Origin of the sequence: Nonomuraea jabiensis, assembly GCF_014204795.1 — a bacterium.
GTDB classification, from domain to species: Bacteria; Actinomycetota; Actinomycetes; order Streptosporangiales; family Streptosporangiaceae; genus Nonomuraea; species Nonomuraea jabiensis.
This window is the reverse complement of sequence record NZ_JACHMB010000001.1, coordinates 1,334,720-1,352,887: the sequence shown is the minus strand read 5'-3', so window position 1 is coordinate 1,352,887 and position 18,168 is coordinate 1,334,720. Positions and strand designations below refer to the sequence as shown.

General features: G+C 71.7%; 14 protein-coding genes. 5 read left to right on the top strand and 9 right to left on the bottom strand.

Features of this window, described 5'->3' with window-relative positions; all coding sequences use genetic code 11:
- The first annotated feature begins 36 nt into the window (after nt 1-36).
- Nucleotides 37-1,476 (top strand): AAA family ATPase, encoded by a 1,440-nt coding sequence (locus HD596_RS05645; RefSeq protein ID WP_185068252.1) that lies wholly within the window; start codon nt 37-39, stop codon nt 1,474-1,476.
- On the opposite strand, the gene HD596_RS05640 is transcribed toward HD596_RS05645, so the two are convergent.
- Together HD596_RS05640 and HD596_RS05635 are read right to left on the bottom strand one after the other, a co-directional pair.
- Complete coding sequence (locus HD596_RS05640) at nt 1,457-2,128, bottom strand: response regulator (protein WP_185068251.1); 672 nt, start codon at nt 2,126-2,128, stop codon at nt 1,457-1,459. The genes HD596_RS05645 and HD596_RS05640 overlap by 20 nt on opposite strands.
- Entirely contained in the window at nt 2,125-3,330 is a 1,206-nt protein-coding gene (locus HD596_RS05635; protein WP_313042889.1) for a sensor histidine kinase, read from the bottom strand. The genes HD596_RS05640 and HD596_RS05635 overlap by 4 nt, the downstream gene beginning before the upstream one ends.
- A 131-nt stretch (nt 3,331-3,461) precedes the next feature.
- Here HD596_RS05635 and HD596_RS05630 point away from each other — a divergent pair, with 131 nt between their 5' ends.
- Nucleotides 3,462-4,643, top strand: coding sequence for an alpha/beta hydrolase family protein (locus HD596_RS05630; protein ID WP_185068249.1), 1,182 nt, complete (start codon nt 3,462-3,464; stop codon nt 4,641-4,643).
- Here the strand turns inward: HD596_RS05630 and HD596_RS05625 are convergent.
- Together HD596_RS05625 and HD596_RS05620 are read right to left on the bottom strand one after the other, a co-directional pair.
- Nucleotides 4,640-5,389, bottom strand: coding sequence for a hypothetical protein (locus tag HD596_RS05625; RefSeq protein WP_185068248.1), 750 nt, complete (start codon nt 5,387-5,389; stop codon nt 4,640-4,642). The genes HD596_RS05630 and HD596_RS05625 overlap by 4 nt on opposite strands.
- Before the next feature lie 222 nt (nt 5,390-5,611).
- Nucleotides 5,612-6,490, bottom strand: a complete 879-nt coding sequence (locus HD596_RS05620; RefSeq protein WP_185068247.1) for a sigma-70 family RNA polymerase sigma factor — start codon at nt 6,488-6,490, stop codon at nt 5,612-5,614.
- Between the two features lie 82 nt (nt 6,491-6,572).
- Between HD596_RS05620 and HD596_RS05615 the strand changes: the two genes are divergently transcribed.
- On the top strand, nt 6,573-7,022 hold the full coding sequence (locus tag HD596_RS05615; protein WP_185068246.1) for a carboxymuconolactone decarboxylase family protein: 450 nt from the start codon (nt 6,573-6,575) through the stop codon (nt 7,020-7,022).
- 74 nt (nt 7,023-7,096) lie between these two features.
- On the opposite strand, the gene HD596_RS05610 is transcribed toward HD596_RS05615, so the two are convergent.
- On the bottom strand, nt 7,097-7,582 hold the full coding sequence (locus tag HD596_RS05610; protein WP_185068245.1) for a P-loop NTPase family protein: 486 nt from the start codon (nt 7,580-7,582) through the stop codon (nt 7,097-7,099).
- A gap of 127 nt (nt 7,583-7,709) precedes the next feature.
- Here HD596_RS05610 and HD596_RS05605 point away from each other — a divergent pair, with 127 nt between their 5' ends.
- Both HD596_RS05605 and HD596_RS05600 read left to right on the top strand, forming a co-directional pair.
- The gene (locus HD596_RS05605) at nt 7,710-8,330 is read left to right on the top strand and encodes a hypothetical protein (RefSeq protein ID WP_185068244.1); all 621 of its coding nucleotides are present in this window, start codon (nt 7,710-7,712) and stop codon (nt 8,328-8,330) included.
- A gap of 135 nt (nt 8,331-8,465) precedes the next feature.
- Complete coding sequence (locus tag HD596_RS05600) at nt 8,466-8,795, top strand: helix-turn-helix domain-containing protein (protein WP_185068243.1); 330 nt, start codon at nt 8,466-8,468, stop codon at nt 8,793-8,795.
- Nucleotides 8,796-9,225: 430 nt separating this feature from the next.
- On the opposite strand, the gene HD596_RS05595 is transcribed toward HD596_RS05600, so the two are convergent.
- From HD596_RS05595 to HD596_RS05580, 4 genes are all read right to left on the bottom strand, one after another.
- Nucleotides 9,226-10,590 carry a S8 family peptidase gene (locus tag HD596_RS05595; RefSeq protein ID WP_185068242.1) on the bottom strand — a complete coding sequence of 455 codons (1,365 nt, stop codon included), beginning with the start codon at nt 10,588-10,590 and terminating at the stop codon, nt 9,226-9,228.
- Nucleotides 10,591-10,730: 140 nt separating this feature from the next.
- The gene (locus HD596_RS05590) at nt 10,731-12,629 is read right to left on the bottom strand and encodes a S8 family peptidase (RefSeq protein WP_185068241.1); all 1,899 of its coding nucleotides are present in this window, start codon (nt 12,627-12,629) and stop codon (nt 10,731-10,733) included.
- A 113-nt stretch (nt 12,630-12,742) separates the two neighbouring features.
- Entirely contained in the window at nt 12,743-14,905 is a 2,163-nt protein-coding gene (gene glgB / locus HD596_RS05585; protein ID WP_185078304.1) for a 1,4-alpha-glucan branching protein GlgB, read from the bottom strand.
- 103 nt (nt 14,906-15,008) lie between these two features.
- A complete protein-coding gene (locus HD596_RS05580) occupies nt 15,009-18,155 on the bottom strand; it encodes an AfsR/SARP family transcriptional regulator (protein WP_185068240.1) in 3,147 nt (1,048 codons plus the stop codon).
- Nucleotides 18,156-18,168 lie beyond the last annotated feature (13 nt).

Below are 18,168 nucleotides of genomic sequence, written 5' to 3'. Positions count from 1 at the left end.
GCCAAGGTGTCCACCCCATGGCCGCATAGTTCTCCTATGAGTTCGGTCACCAAGCCCGCCCACGTCTTCGGCCGCGATCGTGAATGGGCGGACCTGGTCAGATTCGCCGCATCACCCAGCCCTGACGTGCGCCTCGGCCTGGTGAGCGGCAGGCGGCTGCTAGGCAAGACCTACCTGCTCGACGCCCTGACCCGGGAAGTCGGGGGATTCTTCCTCACCGCCGCGGAGGAGGCCGAGTCCGCGGCGCTGACCCGCTTCGGCCAGGCCCTGGCGCCGCACACCGGAGGCGGGCGATTGGCCTTCGCCAACTGGGACGAGGCGCTGGAGCGGCTGCTCTCCGTCGTTCCGGAGGGGCTCGTCGTGATCGATGAGTTCCCTCACTTGAGCAGGGTCTCGCCTTCCCTCCCCTCGCTGATCCAGCACCACCTCGATCCCAGGGGACCCGCGGGGCAGGGCAGGACGCGCCTGCTCCTCTGCGGCTCGGCGCCCGAGGCGATGGGCCGCCTCCTGGACGACAACGCGCCTCTGTGCGGGCGCGCGAGCCTCGACCTCGTCGTGAGACCACTGGATCACAAGGCGTCCGCCAGGTTCTGGGGCCTCGACGATCACCGTCTCGCGGTGCTGGTCCACTCCATCGTGGGCGGCATCCCGGCGTACCGGCGCGAGGTCGTGGCCGGGGATGTTCCCGAGTCGGTGGAGGACTTCGACGCCTGGGTGGCCCGCACTGTGCTCAATCCGGCGATCCCGCTGTACCACGAGGCCCGCCACCTGATGGCGGAGAGGGCCGATGTCCGCGACCGGGCCATCCACCACGCGGTGCTGGGGGCCATCGCGGCGGGGAATGCCACGCGTGGCGGTATCGCGAACCACATAGGCCGCAAATCCACCGACATCGGGCATCCGCTTTCGGTCTTGGAGGACTCGCAGCTGATCGCCCGTGAAGAGGACGCGTTCAGGAAGGGGAGGTCCCTCTACCGGATCTGCGAGCCGTTGATCGTTTTCTACGAGGCGGTGATGCGCCGCGAGTGGACCCGGCTGGAACGGGGCCGGACCGAGGCCGCCTGGAGCAATTCCCGTGCCACCTTCCTGTCTCAGGTGGTCGGGCCGCACTTCGAAGCCCTCTGCAGGGAGTGGGCGATGTTCGCGGAAGAGGAGGTGTTCGGCGAACTGCCCGGCAGGGTGGCCGCGGGGGTGGTGGCCGACCCGCACAACCGGACGCAGATCCAGGTGGACGTGGCGGTTCTCGCTCAGGAGGAACCTGGGCGTCCGCAGCGGATCCTGTCCCTGGGAGAGGCCAAGTGGGACAAGGCGATGACCGCTGGGCACGTGGACCGGCTGCGGCGGGCTCGGGATCTGCTGTCGGTGAAGGGGTACGACACGAGGGACACGGTGCTGGCCTGCTACAGCGGGGCCGGGTTCCACGACGACATCCCCGAAGGCGTCCGCCGGGTCGGCCTCAAGGAGCTTTACGCGTGACCAGGCCGGTCTCGTAGGCGAGGACGACGGCCTGGACGCGGTCCCGGAGCTCCAGTTTCGACAGGATGCGCGCGACGTGCGTCTTGACCGTCGTCGGGCTCAGCACCAGGCGGTCGGCGAGCTCGGCGTTGCTCATGCCGGTCGCGAGCAGGCGCAGGACCTCCAGCTCGCGCGGGGTCAGCTGCGACAGGTCGCCGTGCACGGCGCGGTGAGCGGGCTCGCCGTGGCGGGCGAAGCGCTCGATCAGGCGGCGGGTGATCGCGGGCGCGAGCAGCGCGTCCCCGGTGCGCACCAGGCGGACCGCGGCCACCAGGTGCTCGGGGGAGACGTCCTTGAGCAGGAAGCCGCTGGCCCCGGCGGTGAGCGCCGCGTAGACGTAGTGGTCGAGGTCGTACGTGGTCAGGATGAGGACGCGGGTCCCGCCCGTGCCGCCGGACAGGATCTGCCGGGTGGCCTCGATGCCGTCCATGCGCGGCATCCGTACGTCCATGAGCACGAGATCGGGACGGGTCCGCCGGACGGCGGCGACCGCCTCGACACCGTCGGCGGCCTCGGCGACCACCTCGATCCCGTCGGCCGCCAGGATCATCCCGAACCCGCTCCGCACGAGCGCCTGGTCGTCGGCGATGACCACGCGCGGCGCCCCGTTCATGCCGTCCACCGCAGGCGCGCCCTCGTCACGAAGCCTCCGCCGCTGCGCGGCCCCGCCTCCAGGGTCCCGTCGTAGAGCGCCAGCCGTTCGCGCAGCCCCATCAGCCCCCGGCCCTGGCCGCCCCCCGCACGGGCCGCGGGAGTGCCGCCGCGGTCGGCGACCTCGATGTCCAGCCAGTCGCCGGTGTGGCTGATCGCCACCGACACGGCCGCGCCGCCCGCGTGCTTGATCGTGTTGGTGAGAGCCTCCTGGACGACGCGGTAGACGGCCAGCCCCACCCCGGGCGGCACCGGACCCTCCGGCGTACCGATGTCGGCGCTGACCGCGACCCCGGCCGCGCGCACGCGCTCGATGAGCGAGCCGAGCTGGTCGAGCCCCGGCTGCGGTTCGAGAAGGTCGGACCCGCTGCCGGAGGCGGCCAGCAGGCCCATGACGTGGCGGAGCTCGGCCATGGCGGCCCTGCCGCTGGTCTCCACCGCGAGCATGGCCTCCTTGGCCCGCTCCGGCGCCGTGTCCATCACCTTGCGCGCCGCCCCCGCCTGGATCACCATCACGTTCACATTGTGGGTGACGACGTCGTGCAGCTCGCCGGCGATGCGCGAGCGCTCCACCTGTACGGCCCGGCGGAGCTTCTCGTCCCGCTCGGCGAGCTGCTGCCGCCACAACCGGACGAAGCTCGCCATGACCCCAGCGCTCAGCAGCACCACGAACGGCCCGAGCCAGCTCGGCAACCCCGCCACGGCATCACTGAAGGCCATGCCCGCCAGCACGGTGGCCAGCACCAGGCCGCCCAGCGCCACCAGCCGGTTGCGGCTGTAGGCGACCGCTCCATAGGCGGCGATGGCGCAGGTCGCCACGGTGACCCAGGTCGCCTCGTCATCGGTGGACAGGGCGGCGAGCAGCACCACCCAGAAGGCGGTCAGCGGGTACAGCCGCCGTACGGCCAGCGGCAACGCCGTCATCGCCACCGCGAAGAGCAGGCCCGGATCGACCGCGTCACCGTGGGTGGGCAGGACGGGCCGGGGCGGGGGAGGCAGCCGCAGGGGGTCGACGCTGTGGACGGCGTCCACGGCGGGGGCCGCCGCCACCACCGCCAGCACGGTCAAGGCGACCGCGAGGAGGACGTCGAACGCGAGCGCGCGACGCGAGGGCCTGTGCTCCGCACGGAGCAGGTCCCGCCATCGCCTTCTGATCAGTGACACTCGCACATTGTCCTGTTCGTGGCGTATGGGGGCATCGGCGGAGCGGAGTACATCTCAAGGACGACCCCGCCGCCGATGTCGTCGTCACGGCCGACGCGGACGGAGATCGCCCGGCCCTAGCGTCGGGGCCCATGAGTCACCGAATCGGGCGGCTTGCCCTCGCCGTACTCCTCGCCCTGCCGGCCGCCGCCTCCTGGGCCTCCACCTCGCAGGCCGCGGTCGGGAACCACGTGCCCGCCTCCTGGACGTCCACCTCGGAGGCCGCGGACGGGAACCGCGTGCCCGCCTCCGCTCTGCGCATCCCCAAGCCGACAGGCAAGCTGCCGGTCGGCATGACCTCCCTCCACCTCAAGGACACCTCCCGCCCCGACCCCTGGGTGCCCAGCGTGAAGGCGCGCGAGCTCATGGTCTCGCTCTGGTATCCGGCGGCGAAGGCCGGCGGGGCGCGGGCGCCGTACATGACGGTCAAGGAGTCCGAGCTCACGTTGAAGGAGGCGGGCGCTTCCGGCGTACCGGGTGATCTGCTCAGCAAGACGCGGATCGACGCCGTCAAGGACGCCAGGCCGGCCAAGGGCCGGCTGCCCCTCGTGGTCCTCTCCCCGGGCTTCACCAAGCCCCGCTACTCGCTGACCGGCCTGGCCGAGGACCTGGCCAGCCGGGGCTACGCGGTGGCCGTCATCGGGCACACGTACGAGAACGTCGCCACGAGCTTCCCCGACGGGAGGGTCGCCGAATGCGTCGCCTGCGAGGTCGAGCCGAAGAATCCGGCATTCTTCGCCAAGGTCGGGCAGATCCGGGCGGCCGATGTCACCTTCGTCCTTGACTCGGTGCTGGCCAGATACCCCAAGCTGATCGACCGATCCAGGATCGCCATGGGCGGCCACTCCGTGGGCGGCGCGAGCTCCGTGGCCGCCCTGCTGAAGGACTCCCGGCTGCGCGCCGGGATGAACATCGACGGCACCGCCGTCGTCCCCGTCCCCAGCGGCGGGCTGGCCAAGCCGTACCTGCTCCTCGGCTCGGAGGCCAAGCACAGCCCGGGCAAGGACCCCACCTGGGATCAGTCCTGGCCGAACCTCACCGGCTGGAAGCGCTGGTTCGTGGTGACGGGTACCGAACACGCCTCCTTCACCGACATCTCCGTGCTCTCCGAGCAACTCGGCATCGACGACGGCGCCGACCTGCCCGCCACCCGCTCCCTGGAGATCACGCGCCGGATCGTCGCGGCCTTCTACGACCTCCACCTGCGCGGGAAGCCGCAACCCCTCCTGAACGACCCGGCGTCGCGCTACCCGGAGGTCAAGTCCGTGGGCTAGGACCGGTCCTCCCGCGGTCGCATCAGGTCGAGGTCCTCACCCCACGCGTCCAGCACCGCGCCGTGCCCGGCACGCCGGACCGCCGCCTCGACCTGGGCGAAGAGGCGCCGTTGCAGGGGTACGTCGCCCGTTCCCGAGATGCGGCGGACGGCGTCCAGCAGCATGCCGGTGTCCCAGCCCGGCAGCGGGTATCGGGCGAGCTCCCATTCCAGGTACTTGTTGTACGGGCGGGGACGGCGGTCGAGAGCGAACAGCAGCTCCAGCAGGAACCGGACGCTGTCGGCGGCGTCGAGGCGGGCGGCGAGCGCATGCCCGTCACGGTCGTTCTTGACGGAGCGGTAGAGGGAGTTGGCGTAGGCGTCGAGCCACTCACCGCAGTCCCGGAACGCCTCGCCGGCGTCGAGCCGTGCCTTGGCGGCCAGGATGCGGCCGATGCCTCCGTCGAGCCGGTCGAGCACGATCCGGGCGCGGGCGAGCGCGTATCGCTCGAAGCCGGGCATCCCAGCCGTACGGAACTCGGCCAGGGTGATGATGACCAGGTCGAGTTCGGGGCTGCGGTGACCGGCGAACCGGGTGAGATCCGTTGCCGCGCCGTCGGCGAGGACGACGTACAGGTCGTGGTCGGAATGCTCGGTGATCATGCCGTCGTGGGCGTGGGAACCCTTGAGGACGAGCCCGACGACGGCGGGGTCGGCGGTGGCGAGCTCGACGAACGCGCGGTAGGTGAGAGGCTGCTGAGCGGGCACGGTGATCTCCGGTGGCGTGGTGACGGGGGAATGCCTGCCGGGGCGGCCCCGACTGCCGGGGTCGCCCGCGCCGTCCGCGGCGGCACGTGGCCGCCGCCCGGAAGATCAACGCACCCGTGGACTCTATCGACCGGGCCGTCCGGCGGGCCAGCGACTTCCGGGGCGGCCTCGGACGCAGAGCGAATGCGCCCGGGCCGTCATCGGGGCGGCTCGGGCGGTGACTCACTCCGGATCGGGCAGGCCCATCGAAGCGAGCCTGGCAGGGTCGGTCACGATCGCGATCCCGGCGATCCGCCCCTCGACGACGGTGAAGGCGACGACCGAGAGCGGGGAGCCGTCCGCGCGCCAGGCCACGATCCCGGGAAGGCCGTTGACGAGCACCGCTTGCCCCCGCACGGCCGCGCCGGCGGACCACTGCGCGCCGGCGGCGACCTTGGTGGCGCCGAGGACGACGATCTCGCCATGGGGCGTGTCCACGGTCAGCCTCACCTCGGGGTCGAGCACGCGCAGCAGCCCGTCGAAGTCGCCGCTGCGAGCCGCCGTCAGGAACGCCTGGACCACCTCGCGCTGCTCCCGTCCGACGACCGCCGGCCGGTCGGTCGCCCGGACCTTCCTGCGGGCGCGGCTGGCGAGCATCTTGGTGGCGTCGGCGGACTTGCCGAGGATCCGGCCGATCTCCTCGAACGGCACCGCGAACAGGTCGTGCAGCACGAACGCCAGCCGTTCGCTCGGCCCGAGCGACTCCAGGACGACCAGGAGCGCGAGCCCGACCGAGTCGGCGAGCGCCACATCGTCCTCCGGCGCCGGGCCGTCGTCGACCGTCACGACGAACTCGGGCAGCTGCGCGTCGTAGGACGCCTCGGGGTGGGACTGGCGCGATCGCAGCACGTCGAGACTGATCCGGCCGACCACCGTGGTCAGCCAGCCGGCGAGGTTGTGGATGGTCGCCGTGTCCTGGCGGGACAGCCGCAGCCAGGCCTCCTGGACGGCGTCCTCGGCGTCGGCGTGCGACCCGAGCATGCGGTAGGCGACCGCGCGCAGCCGATCGCGCTGGGCCTCGAACGCCTCGGCCATCGGGTCCCTCGGGCTGGTCTCGGACATGTTGTTACCTTCCTCGGATCGGCTCCGTCATGGGGATGACGAGCCCGGACGGGCACACGTAACCGATGAAGGAGCAAGAGCGATGGAAGCACGCACTCAGGGCCCCGCGAACTTTGACGTGATCACCGCAGTCCAGCATCTCAACAAGGCTGTTCACGCCGGTGGCGTCGACCCGCTCGTGCTGGAGCTCGTACACCTGCGCGCCAGCCAGATCAACGGCTGCAGCCCGTGCGTCTTCGCCGGGGTCGCCTCGGCCAAGAAGCACGGAGAGACCGACGAGCGGCTGCACAACGTGGTCACCTGGCGCGAGACGCCCTTCTTCACCGAGGCGGAGCGGGCGGCGCTCGCGCTGACCGAGGCCGCCACCCGGATCCAGGACGGCGCGCAGGGCGTCACCGACGAGATCTGGGACGCCGCCGCCGCCCACTTCGACGAGAAGCAGATGTCCGCGATCGTGCTGAACATCGCGCTGACGAACTTCTTCAACCGGATCAACCGTGCGACGCGGGAGCAGGCCGGCAAGACCTGGTGAAGCCGCCGGCCGGGGCGTTCTCCGCTCGGGGCCGTGCCTCCCCGGGATGAAGGGATGACGCCCCGCCGGGTCGGTTACGGTTGGCCCGCGGTCTTGCCGGTCGTGACCTGGGCAATGAAGCGTCTCAGCGCGTGCGGGTTCCGGATCACGTGCAGCTTCGCATCACCGGCGTGGGTCGCGATCGCCGACAGGAGAAGCGGCCGGCTCCGGCGTCGCCAGGCCCATACCCACAACCAGAAATCGGCGCGTTCCCGAGAGCGCCGGATCGCCCGCCAGGCGCAGCGCCAGAACGAGAAGTCCAGCAGGATGACGGTGTCCGCGTGTTGGAGGCGGACGTCCGGGACGTCGTAGGGACCGAGGTCGCCGTCCATGATCCAGGCCTCGGCCCGGACGAGTTCGCCTTGGACGGCGGCCCACTGATCGGGAGACGTCGCTTCAAGACCTGGTCGCCAGAAGTGCTTGTCCAGCTCGATGACGGGGAGTCCGGTGATCGCGCCCAGCCGGGCCGCGAGGGTCGATTTGCCCGAACCGCCACGCCCCAGGATCACGACTCGTTTCACGGCTGCCATGGTCCCAGGCCGGTTCCCGGAACTCACGCCAATTAACGGAGCGTCGCGGAGGGATACGTCCCGCCGAATGGTGGAGATCCGCAGCACCGTAGTGGGCCCATCATGCTTCCCGTCAATCGTGTCGCAGTTCCTGCCGAGCGGAATCGCCATTCTGGTACGGCCGCCCGGTGTCGGCCCCTGTCGATACGGTGCTGCCGTGGCTGACATTCACGAACTCGTGGTCGCGATGGACCTGCGTGGCGACCTGTCCGAGACCGAACTCGCCGAGTTGCGCTGGCAGGTGGGCCTCGGCTCGCGGCCCGAGCACATCACCGAACAGACGATCATCGTCAACGACGTTCTCGAGTTGCTGGACGAGGAGCAGGAGCCGGTGCGGGACGAGAACGGCGACTGGGTGATCAAGGAGTTTCCGCAACCGGCGTGGAGCGATGGTTCGCCGTACGCGGCCTCGAAGATTCCGGGCGCAGGCTGCTCGATCCTGGTGCGCGCGGATGATCACGGCGACGAACGGTGGGCGCTGACCTGCCGCTGGGAGATCCACCCCGACGGGCATGCCGAGGTGGCCGAGCTGATGGACTGGTTGGCCGCCCGGCTCCACAAGAACGGGTCCTTCTTCGGGTATCAGCGCTGGTACGAGGACGATGAGCCGGAGTTGCTGAACGTCCTTGATGGGAAGATCGTGACGCGTCGCGACGGCGCATTCGTCTCGCCGTTCTGGGATGAGGCTGGCGCGGGCTGAGCGATCGATCGCCGTTCTGGCGGGCGCCATGGAAAACGGGACTCGTTGATGCGCCCCCGCGATTTCTCTGGCCAAGACACGCTATGCCGACTATCGCGCAGCGAAGGCGGCTGAGACGAAGAGGGAGGGCAAGCGATGAGCCCTGGACGTAATTGGCGTGAGGTCAAGGCGGAAGCGCACCGGTTGTACCCAGAGTTGGCCGATCCGCAGCGTCAGGCCGCCGCCGATGCGCAGCTGGACGCGTACGTCGCCGGCCACCACCTGAAAGAACTGCGCAAGTCCGTCGGCAAGACGCAATCCGAGGTCGCGGCCGCCCTCGGGATCTCTCAGGCGCGGGTCTCTCAGATCGAGAACGGCGATCTGGACTCGATGGAGCTCGAGACCATCCGTGCCTACGCAGCTGCTCTCGGCGGTCACGTCGACGTGACAATCAGCGTTGGGCCTCACTCGGTACGGGTCGCTTGACCGAGTCTGGCCAACAATTGCGCCTGGCGGCCAATGGATGGCCCGAAAGGCATCCCGGTCCGGGGTGGGCATCAGTCGGCCCACCGCTTCGACGGTCAACGGGGCGGGGGCGTTTGGCGAGCGGAGCGAGCGGGGGTTTCGGGGTGGGCTCCAGCAGGCCAGGCCGGTAACCGGGTCACGGGTGGGCGATGGCGCCGAAGGCGCGGGGGTTGCGCCGCCAGGCGCCTCAAGAAGAAACGCCTGAGCCCCGAGCGCGAAGCGCCTCCCTGTGAAGACCTTTGTGCTCGGGGCGGGGTCCAGCAGGCTGACCACCCAGATGGGCAATCAGGCAGTGAAAAGGGCCGGATCCCGCCGATCCGGCCCTTGTGGCCGGCCCCCGCCGTCCGGCCCTCGCAGCCGGACCCCGCCGTCCGGCCTTCCCCGCGCCGAATCAGGCGCGGGCGCCCGCGGTGGCGCGCTCGGCGTCGATCCGCGTGGTGGTCACTGAGGTGCCCGCCGCGTCGTAACGGATGGGCGTGCCCGTCTGCTGCAGCCGCTGCAGGCTCTGCGCGACCGTGAAGGCCGGGTACGCCTGCTTCATCAGCGCGAACATCCCCGCCACGTGCGGGGCGGCCATCGACGTCCCGCTCTTCTCCGCGTACGTGTTGTTCGGCACGGAGGAGTTGATGTTCACCCCCGGCGCGAACAGGTCGAGCAGCGTCCCCCGGTTGCTGAAGGCGGCCACCGCGTCGGCGTCGTCGGTGGCGCCCACCGTGACGGCGGTGGAGATGCACGCGGGGGTGGAGACGCCGTTCGGGAAGCCGTTGTTGCCCGCCGCCACCACGGGGGCCACGCCCAGGCCCACCAGCGTGTCGAACTCGGGCTTGACCGCGGCGGCGGACGCGTCCGTGTCACAGGCCTGGGCGTACGGGCCGCCCCCGCCGAAGCTCATGTTCACCGAGGCGATGTTGTGGGTCTTGGCCACCCGCGCGACGTATTCGAGCGCCAGCTTCTCGTCGGAGGTGTAGCTGAGGAAGCACGGTGCGGAGACGCCGCCGATCAGGCAGGTCATCGGGTTGTCCACCCGGCTGAAGACCTGGATCGGCAGGATGCCGGCCTCGGGGGCGACGCCGTTGGAGGGCGCCCCCGTGGCCAGCCGGCCGGCCGCGATGCCGGCCACGTGCGTGCCGTGGTAGCAGGCGTTCGCTCCCCTGATGACGCACTGGGCGGTCTCGGCGTCCGCCGCGCCGGGGCCGGTCTGGCTGGGCTGGTTGTTCGGGCAGAGCGAGACGGTGCCGTCGCTGGCGTCGGAGGAGGAGAAGCACGCCTCGTCCACGATCCGGCCGGTGAAGAACGGGTGGTCCCGGTCGATGCCCGTGTCCAGGACGGCGACGGTGGTGCCCCGGCCGGTCCAGCCCGCCTGGTTCGCCCGGTTCGAGCGGATGAGGGCGGTGCTGACGTCAAGGGTGGGCATGCGCAGCTCGTCCTTGTAGACGGACTGGACGCGGTTGTCCTTCTTGAGCTTGGCCAGCGTGGGGCCGTCCACCTCGGCCACGAAGAAGTGCGGGGACTGCGCGGACTCCAGGACCCGGCTGCCGTCGGACGCCTTCTCGAGGTCGCGGGCGACCGCCTCGACGCTCTGCCCGGGCTTGAGCTGGATGATGGAGCGCACCCTGGACTTCGCCTCGACCTCCGCGGCCAGCGACGGGCTGATGACCGGATCGCCCGAGTCGGCGTGGAGCGCCGGGGCCGTACAGAGCCCTGCGACTGTTGCGGCCAGCGCCGCGGCGCCGGCCAACAGAGTTCGTAGCCTCACTTGTTCCTCCGAGAGCTCCTGGCTCGCTTACAGCCGCATACATCCCCACCTGCGACAACTGTGATGTCGGTGGTCTATGTAGCCCAGAGAAACGTTGGAGGCTTTTTTGCCTTCCTGCGGCCCTAGCCGCCTAGCGCTGGCTATTTGACGGTTTTCGCCGCCTTCCGCAGTGCCGCCGCGGTCGACTTGCCGTTCAGCCGCACCTTCTCGGCGGTGGTCAGCTTCTTGGTGCCGTTCGTGCCGTGCGCCCAGTTCAGCCAGGACGTGAGCAGCGCGCTGTCCAGCTTCGCCTTGCTGGCCTTGGTGTTCTTCAGCACCCGGTACGCCTTGCCGAGCGAGGACGCCTTCGTGACCTCGGGGAACACCTTGCTCGACTTGCCGATCAGCTTGAGGTAGCAGGTGAGCGTGGCGTCCGGGATCGTGCCGCTGCTGCGGTGGATCTCCACGGCCCACTGCTTGGCCGACAGCTTGGCGGCGTTCGTGCCGCGCGTGCAGACCTGCGCGGTGGTCTTCGGGGTCGGCGTGATCGTCACCGTGACGGTGACCGTGGGCAGCGGGACCGGCGAGGTGGAGGTCGAGGGCTGGGGGGTGGGGTCGGCCGGGACCTCGGGCTCGGGGCTGGGGCCGCTGCTGTCCGACGGGTCGGGCTCGGGGGCGGGGTCCTCGGTCGGCACGCCCGGCGTCTGCGAGATGGTCGGCTGCGGCGAGGCGCCGGCCAGGGCCGCTGCCAGGTCCAGGCGCGGCGTGCTGACCTGCTGGCCGTTGGCCTCGTACGAGTACGGCCTGCCGGTGGTCTTCAGCGTGTTGATCAGGTCGGCCATCGGCGTCTGAGGCGAGGCCTGCTTCATCAGCGCCAGCGCGCCGGCGACGTGCGGGGTCGCCATGGAGGTGCCGCTGAAGACGGTCGTCCGGTTGTCGGGCACGGACGACTCGATGTCCACGCCCGGCGCGAACAGGTCCACGATGGCCCCGCGGTTGGAGAAGTCCGCGATGACGTCGTTGTTGTCGTTGGCCCCGACGGCCACCGCCGAGGAGATGCAGGCCGGGTACGACGCCCCCTCGAACGACTCGTTGCCCGCGGCCACCACGGTCGCGATGCCCTTGGCCAGCAGGGCGTCGATCTTCGGTTTGAAGATCGTTCCCTCCTCGCTGGAGTCGCAGTCGGCCTCGGACAGCTCGCCGCCGAGGCTGAGGTTCACGGCGGCGATCGGCTCGGTCAGGCCGGCCACGTAGTCCATGGCCTGCCGCAGCGACGACTCGAACGCCAGCAGGCACGAGGGCTCGCCGCAGATGTCCTCATCGTTGACCCGGCTGAACACCTGCACCGCCACGATGTTCGCCCCCGGCGCGACGCCGCCGGTGCCGGCCGCGATGCCCGCGACGTGGCTGCCGTGCTCGCACAGGTTCGCGCCGCCGGCCAGGCACTTGGCCGTCGTGGCGTCCGCCGCGCCCGCCCCGGTCTGCGAGGTCTGCCCGTTCGGGCAGAGCGACTCGACGCCGTCCTCCACGGCGGAGAAGCAGGCCTCGGCCACGACCCTGTTCCCGAACCACGGGTGGTCGCGGTCGATGCCGGTGTCCAGCACGGCCACCGCCTGCCCGGAGCCGGTGTAGTTCTTGGCGTGCGCCTGGTCGGCCCCGATCAGCTTGAGGTTGGGGCTCACGTCCACCGGCTCGTACGTCCTGTCCCGGTGGATGGACGTGACCCGCGGGTCCTCGGCCAGCTTGGCCAGCTCCTCCGCGGTCCCCTCCACGACCATGAACGACTGGCTCTGCGGCTGCATCACCACGTCCACGCTCTCGGCGGCGGCCTGGCTCGCGACGGGCGCGTTCTGCGCCGGGTCGGCCAGCTCGACGATGGCCCGCACGGAGCCACCGTCGACGCCTAAGCCCTCCTCCACCTTGGCGGGGGGCTCGCTGGGGGTGGAGGTCGTCTCTTCCACGACGCTCGGGCTGGGAGTGGGATCCTCCGCGTAGGCCGGCGCCGAGAACGGCAGCAGGGCCAGCGCGATCGAGCTCACGATCAGGGGGCGAAGTCGCACGCGTCCTCCGAGAGGGGGATGATCTCGGAGTTTAGGGTGATTTTTCGGACAGAGACAGGTCTCTGGCCCGGTTTCTCACCGAACTTTCAGCGGGCGCTGCCTCAACCGTTCCCTCAAACGTTCAGCGTTTCCCCCTCGTGGGTGAGCCACACCGCGCCGAGCGGCGGCACCCTCAGCGTGGTCGAGTACGGCAGGCCGTGCCACGGCTCGTCGTCGGCCTCGACCACGCCCATGTTGCCCACGCCGCTGCCCCAGTAGTCGTAGGCGTCGGTGTTGACGATCTCCGACCACTGGCCGGAGTAGGGGAGGCCGAGCCGGTAGCTCTCGTGCGGCGCGCCGCTGAAGTTGACCACGCACGCCAGCGCGGACCCGTCGTCGGCGTAGCGGACGAACGAGAACGTGTTACCGGAGGCGTCGTCGGCGTCGATCCACCGGAACCCCTCGGGCTGGGCGTCCAGCTCCCACAGCGCCGGGGTCTCCTTGTAGATCCGGTTCAGGTCGCGGACCAGCCGCTGCACGCCCTGGTGCCCGTCGAACTCCAGCACCCACCAGTCGAGCCCGCGCTCCTCCGACCACTCCGAGCCCTGGCCGAACTCGCCGCCCATGAACAGCAGCTGCTTGCCCGGATGCGCCCACATGAACGCGAGCAGCGCCCGCAGCTGCGCGAACCGCTGCCACTCGTCCCCGGGCATCTTGCCGAGCAGCGACCCCTTGCCGTGCACGACCTCGTCGTGGGACAGCGGCAGCACGTAGTTCTCGGAGTAGGCGTACAGCAGCGAGAACGTCATCTGGTGGTGGTGGTACTGGCGGAAGATCGGCTCGTGGCGCAGATATTCGAGCGTGTCGTGCATCCACCCCATGTTCCACTTGAACCCGAACCCGAGCCCGCCCAGGTGCACCGGCCGCGAGACCCCCGGCCAGGCCGTCGACTCCTCGGCGACGGTCGAGATGCCGGGAGCCTCCCGGTAGGCGACGGAGTTCATCTCCTTGAGGAACTCGACCGCGTCGAGGTTCTCCCTGCCGCCGTAGACGTTGGGCGTCCACTCGCCCTCGCGCCGCGAGTAGTCGAGGTAGAGCATCGACGCCACCGCGTCCACCCGCAGCCCGTCGATGTGGAACTCCTTGAGCCAGTAGAGCGCGTTGGCCACCAGGAAGTTGCGCACCTCCCTGCGGCCGAAGTCGAACACGTACGTGCCCCAGTCGGGGTGCTCGCCCCTGGCCGGGTCGGCGTGCTCGTAGAGTGGGGTGCCGTCGAAGCGCGCCAGCGCCCAGTCGTCCATCGGGAAGTGCGCCGGCACCCAGTCCAGCAGCACGCCGACGCCGCGCTGGTGCATCAGGTCCACGAAGTGGCGGAACTCGTCGGGCGTGCCGAACCTGGCCGTCGGCGCGTAGTAGGACGTCACCTGGTAGCCCCACGACCCGCCGAACGGGTGCTCGGCCACCGGCAGCAGCTCCACGTGGGTGAACCCCATGTCGACCACGTACGCGGACAGCTGCTCGGCCAGCTCCACGTACGACAGGCCCGGCCGCCAGGACCCCAAATGCACTTCGTAGATGCTCATCGGCCCGGCCAGCGGACGGCTCTCGGCCCGCTCCGCCACCCACTGGTCGTCCGCCCAGGCGTAGGTGGACTTGTCGACCACGGAGGCGGTCATCGGCGGCACCTCGGTGCGCCTGGCCATCGGGTCGGCCTTGTCCCGCCACACGCCGTCGGCGCCCAGGATCTGGAACTTGTACCGCTCGCCCGCGCCGACGTCCGGGACGAACAGCTCCCACACCCCGGAGCGGCCCAGCGACCGCATCGGGTAGGCGGTGCCGTCCCAGTGGTTGAAGTCGCCGACGACCCGGATGCCGCGCGCGTTGGGCGCCCAGACGGCGAACGCCGTGCCCTCGACGTCCTCGTGCTCCATCACGCGGGCACCGAGCGCCTCCCACAGCCGCTCGTGCCGCCCCTCGCCGATGAGGTGCAGGTCCACTTCACCGAGCGTGGGCCAGTGCCGGTACGGATCGCGGACCTCGTACGGGTCGTGGTCGGCGTACTTGACGCTCAGCGTGTAGCCGGGCACCTTGTCCAGGCCCGGGACGGTGACCTCGAACACCCCGTGGGCCTGGTGTTTCATGTCGTGGGCCGTACCGTCGTCCAGCACCACCCGCACCCGCTCGGCCAGCGGGCGCAGGGCGCGGAAGACCACCCCGCCGGACACGGGATGCGCTCCCAGCACGGAGTGCGGATCGTGGTGTGCCCCACCCGCGAGGCGGTCGAGCTCTGTCCTCATCGGCATGCTCCCAACCTTGCCCTATGATGACCGTCCACCCCAGGCACTGCCCGCTTTCACCGGGACAATCACCGAAAGTGCGAAATCCTGGGTTTAACCTGCCTTACACCAGGCTTGGATCCATCCTCTCCGGCTCCGCCGCCGCGCCGCGTGCCAGAGCCGCATCGAGCGCCTCCTGCCCCAGGACCGCCCGCACCGCGGCGGTGATCCGGTCGACGTCGCCCCGTTCCCCGGCGGGGAGCGGCGCGCCCGCGGCCGCCCGCAGCGCCGCCGCCCGGCCCAGCAGCAGCGCCGCCTCCTCGTGGCGTCCGCCCAGGGCCCGCGCGCCCGCCAATCCTTCCAGCGCGAGCGCGGTGGCCCTCGGATCGCCGACCCTGCGGGCCGCTCTGAGCCCCTCCAGCTGCAGCTCGAGCGCGGCGGCCGCGTCGCCCCGCTGCTCGGCCGCGAACCCCAGTTCGGCCAGGATCAGCGCCGCCCCCGGCTCGCCGGCCACGTCCCTGACCCACCCCAGCCAGGTCCGCAGCCGCCGCTCGGCCTCGTCGAGGCGGCCCTGCCGCCGCGCCGCGAGCGCCAGGCCCAGCTCCGCGAACTCCTCTGCCGGACGGTTCGACTGCTCAACGGCCAGCCGCCTGGCCCGCTCGTGATAGTCGTCGGCCCGCGCGTGGTCGCCCGTCAGCAGGGCGATCCTCCCCAACCGGGACAGCGCGTCGGGCACCGAGCTCCACAGCCCCAGCTCCTCCGCCATCCGCAGGCCGTCCGCGCGCAGCTCGGCGGCCCGCTCGTAGTCGCCGGTGATCTCGGCGAGCGTGCCGAGGTTCTCGGCGGCCCGCAGCTCGCCCCACCGGTCGCCGAGCTCCCTGAACAGCGCCAGCCCCCGCTCGCCGTCCCGCCGCAGCGCCGCCAGGTCACCGCGGGTGGCGGCGTAGCGGGCCAGCACGTTCAGCGCCGCGCCCGTGCCCCACTTGTCGCCCAGCTCCTGGAACGTCTCCAGCGCCTGCTCGACCAGGGCCCCGCTGGCCGACAGGTCGTCGTAGCCGAACATGGCGTACCCGATGAACCACCGCGCCCTGGCCCGCGCCGCCGGCCCCTCGATGGCCTCGAACACCTCGGGGTCCGGCGGCCGCAGCCGCCCCGCCAGCATCCGGAGCCCGGCCAGCCACACCCTCGCCTGCGCGGCTCCGGATCCTGCCGCGTCCGGGACGGACAGCGCGGCCTCCAGCGCCCGCTGTCCCTCGCCGAGCCTGCCGCGCAGCACCCAGTACCAGGCCATGGCGTTCACCAGCCGCACCGCCGTGCCGGGCCGGGCCAGCCGCACCGCCGTCTCCAGCGCCGCCCGCAGGTTGGCGCTCTCGGCGTCGAGCAGCGCGAGCGCGTCCCGCTGCCCGTGCCCGCGCAGGTACGGCTCCGCCCGCTCGGCGAGCGCCGTGTAGTAGGCGGCGTGCCTGAGCCGTACCTCGTCCAGCTCGCCGGCCTCCGCCAGCCGTTCCAGGCAGTAGGCCGCGACCGACTCCAGCAGCCGGTACCGCGGCTCGGCCCCGGGCGCCCGCACCCGGACGACCAGCGAGCGGTCCACCAGCCTGGCCAGCACGTCGAGGACGTCCACGCCGGGGTCGGCGGACACCTCCTCGGCGGCCTCCAGCGTGCTGCCGTCGGCGTGCACGGCCAGCCGCCGGAGCACGACGCGCTCGGGGCCGGTCAGCAGCTCCCAGCTCCAGTCGATCATCGCCCGCAGCGTCCGCTGCCTGGCCGGAGCGCCGCGCAGACCCGACGCGAGCAGCCTGAACCGGTCGTCCAGCCGGTCGGCGAGCTGGCGCGGGGTCAGTGCCCGCATCCGGGACGCGGCCAGCTCCAGCGCAAGCGGCAGGCCGTCCAGGCGGTCGCAGATCTCCGCCACGTCCGCGTCGGGCTCCACGCCGGCCCGCGCCGCGAACAGCTCCACCGCCGCCTCGCGCGTCAGCGGCGGCACGCTCCACAGGACCTCGCCCTCGATCCGCAGCGACTCCTGGCTGGTGGCCAGGATCCGCAACCCGGGCGCGGCCCGGAGCAACCGCCCGGCCAGCGCGGCGACCTGCTCGACGACGTGCTCGCAGTTGTCCAGCACGAGCAGCGTCTCCCGGCCCGCCAGCGCGCCCGCGATCCGCTCGACCGCGCCCTCCTGCGGAGCGCCCGGCCCGGCCGCGTCGTCGCGCAGGCCGAGCACCGCCGCGATCGCCTCGGCCACCTCGACCTCCGCGACCTGCGCCGCCTCGACCTGCGCCGCCTCGACCTGCGCCGCCTCGACCTGCGCCGCCTCGACCTGCGCCGGACGGGGTCGTAGCGCGGCGAGCTCGACCAGCCACCCGTCCCCGCCCGTGCCCGAGGCGGCGGCCAGGGCCAGGCGGGTCTTGCCGACGCCGCCGGGGCCGGTGAGCGTCACCAGGCGGCCGGCCCGCAGGAGCGAGCGGACCTCGGCCACCGCCTCGTCCCGGCCCACCAGGCTCGTCAAGGGCGCGGGCAGGTTGCCTCGGGGGCGCGCGACCGGGCCCAGGGACGGGTCCTGCCGCAGGATCGCCTGGTGCAGGGCCGCCAGCTCCGGCCCGGGGTCCAGGCCCAGCTCCTCCGACAGGCGCCGCCGCAGCTCCTCGTAGCCGGTCAGTGCCTCGCTCTGCCGCCCGGCCAGGTAGAGGGCCCGTACGTGCGCGGCGCGCAGCCGTTCGCGCAGCGGATGCTCGGCCACCAGGGAGGCCAGCTCGGCCGCGAGCAGGACGTGCTCGCCGAGCCCGAGCCGTGCCTCGGCCAGCTCCTCCAGGGCCGCCAGCCGCTGCTCGCCCAGCCGCGCCACGGCCGCCAGGGCGAACGGCTCGTCGGCGAACTCGGCGTAGGCGTCTCCGCGCCACAGCCCGAGCGCCTCGCGCAGCAGCGCGGCCCGCTCCTGCGGGCCGGAGGCCCGCTGCGCGCGCCCGATCAGCGTCTCGAACAGCCCCGCGTCCACGGAGGACGGCTCCACGTGCAGCACGTACCCGGGCGCCCGGTACGCGACCAGCCCGCCGATCGCCCGGCGCAGCTGCGACACCTTCACCCGCAGGGCGCCGGACGCGTTCGCCGGGGGACGGTCGCCCCAGAGGTCCTCGATCAGCCGGTCCGCGGAGACGGGACGGCCGGCGTGGATCAGCAGGTCGGCGAGGAGCGCCCGGACCTTGACCTCCGGCACCTTGACCGGCTCCCCGTCCGCGGTCCACACCGCGAGCGGGCCCAGCACCCCGAACCGCATCCCACCCCCATAA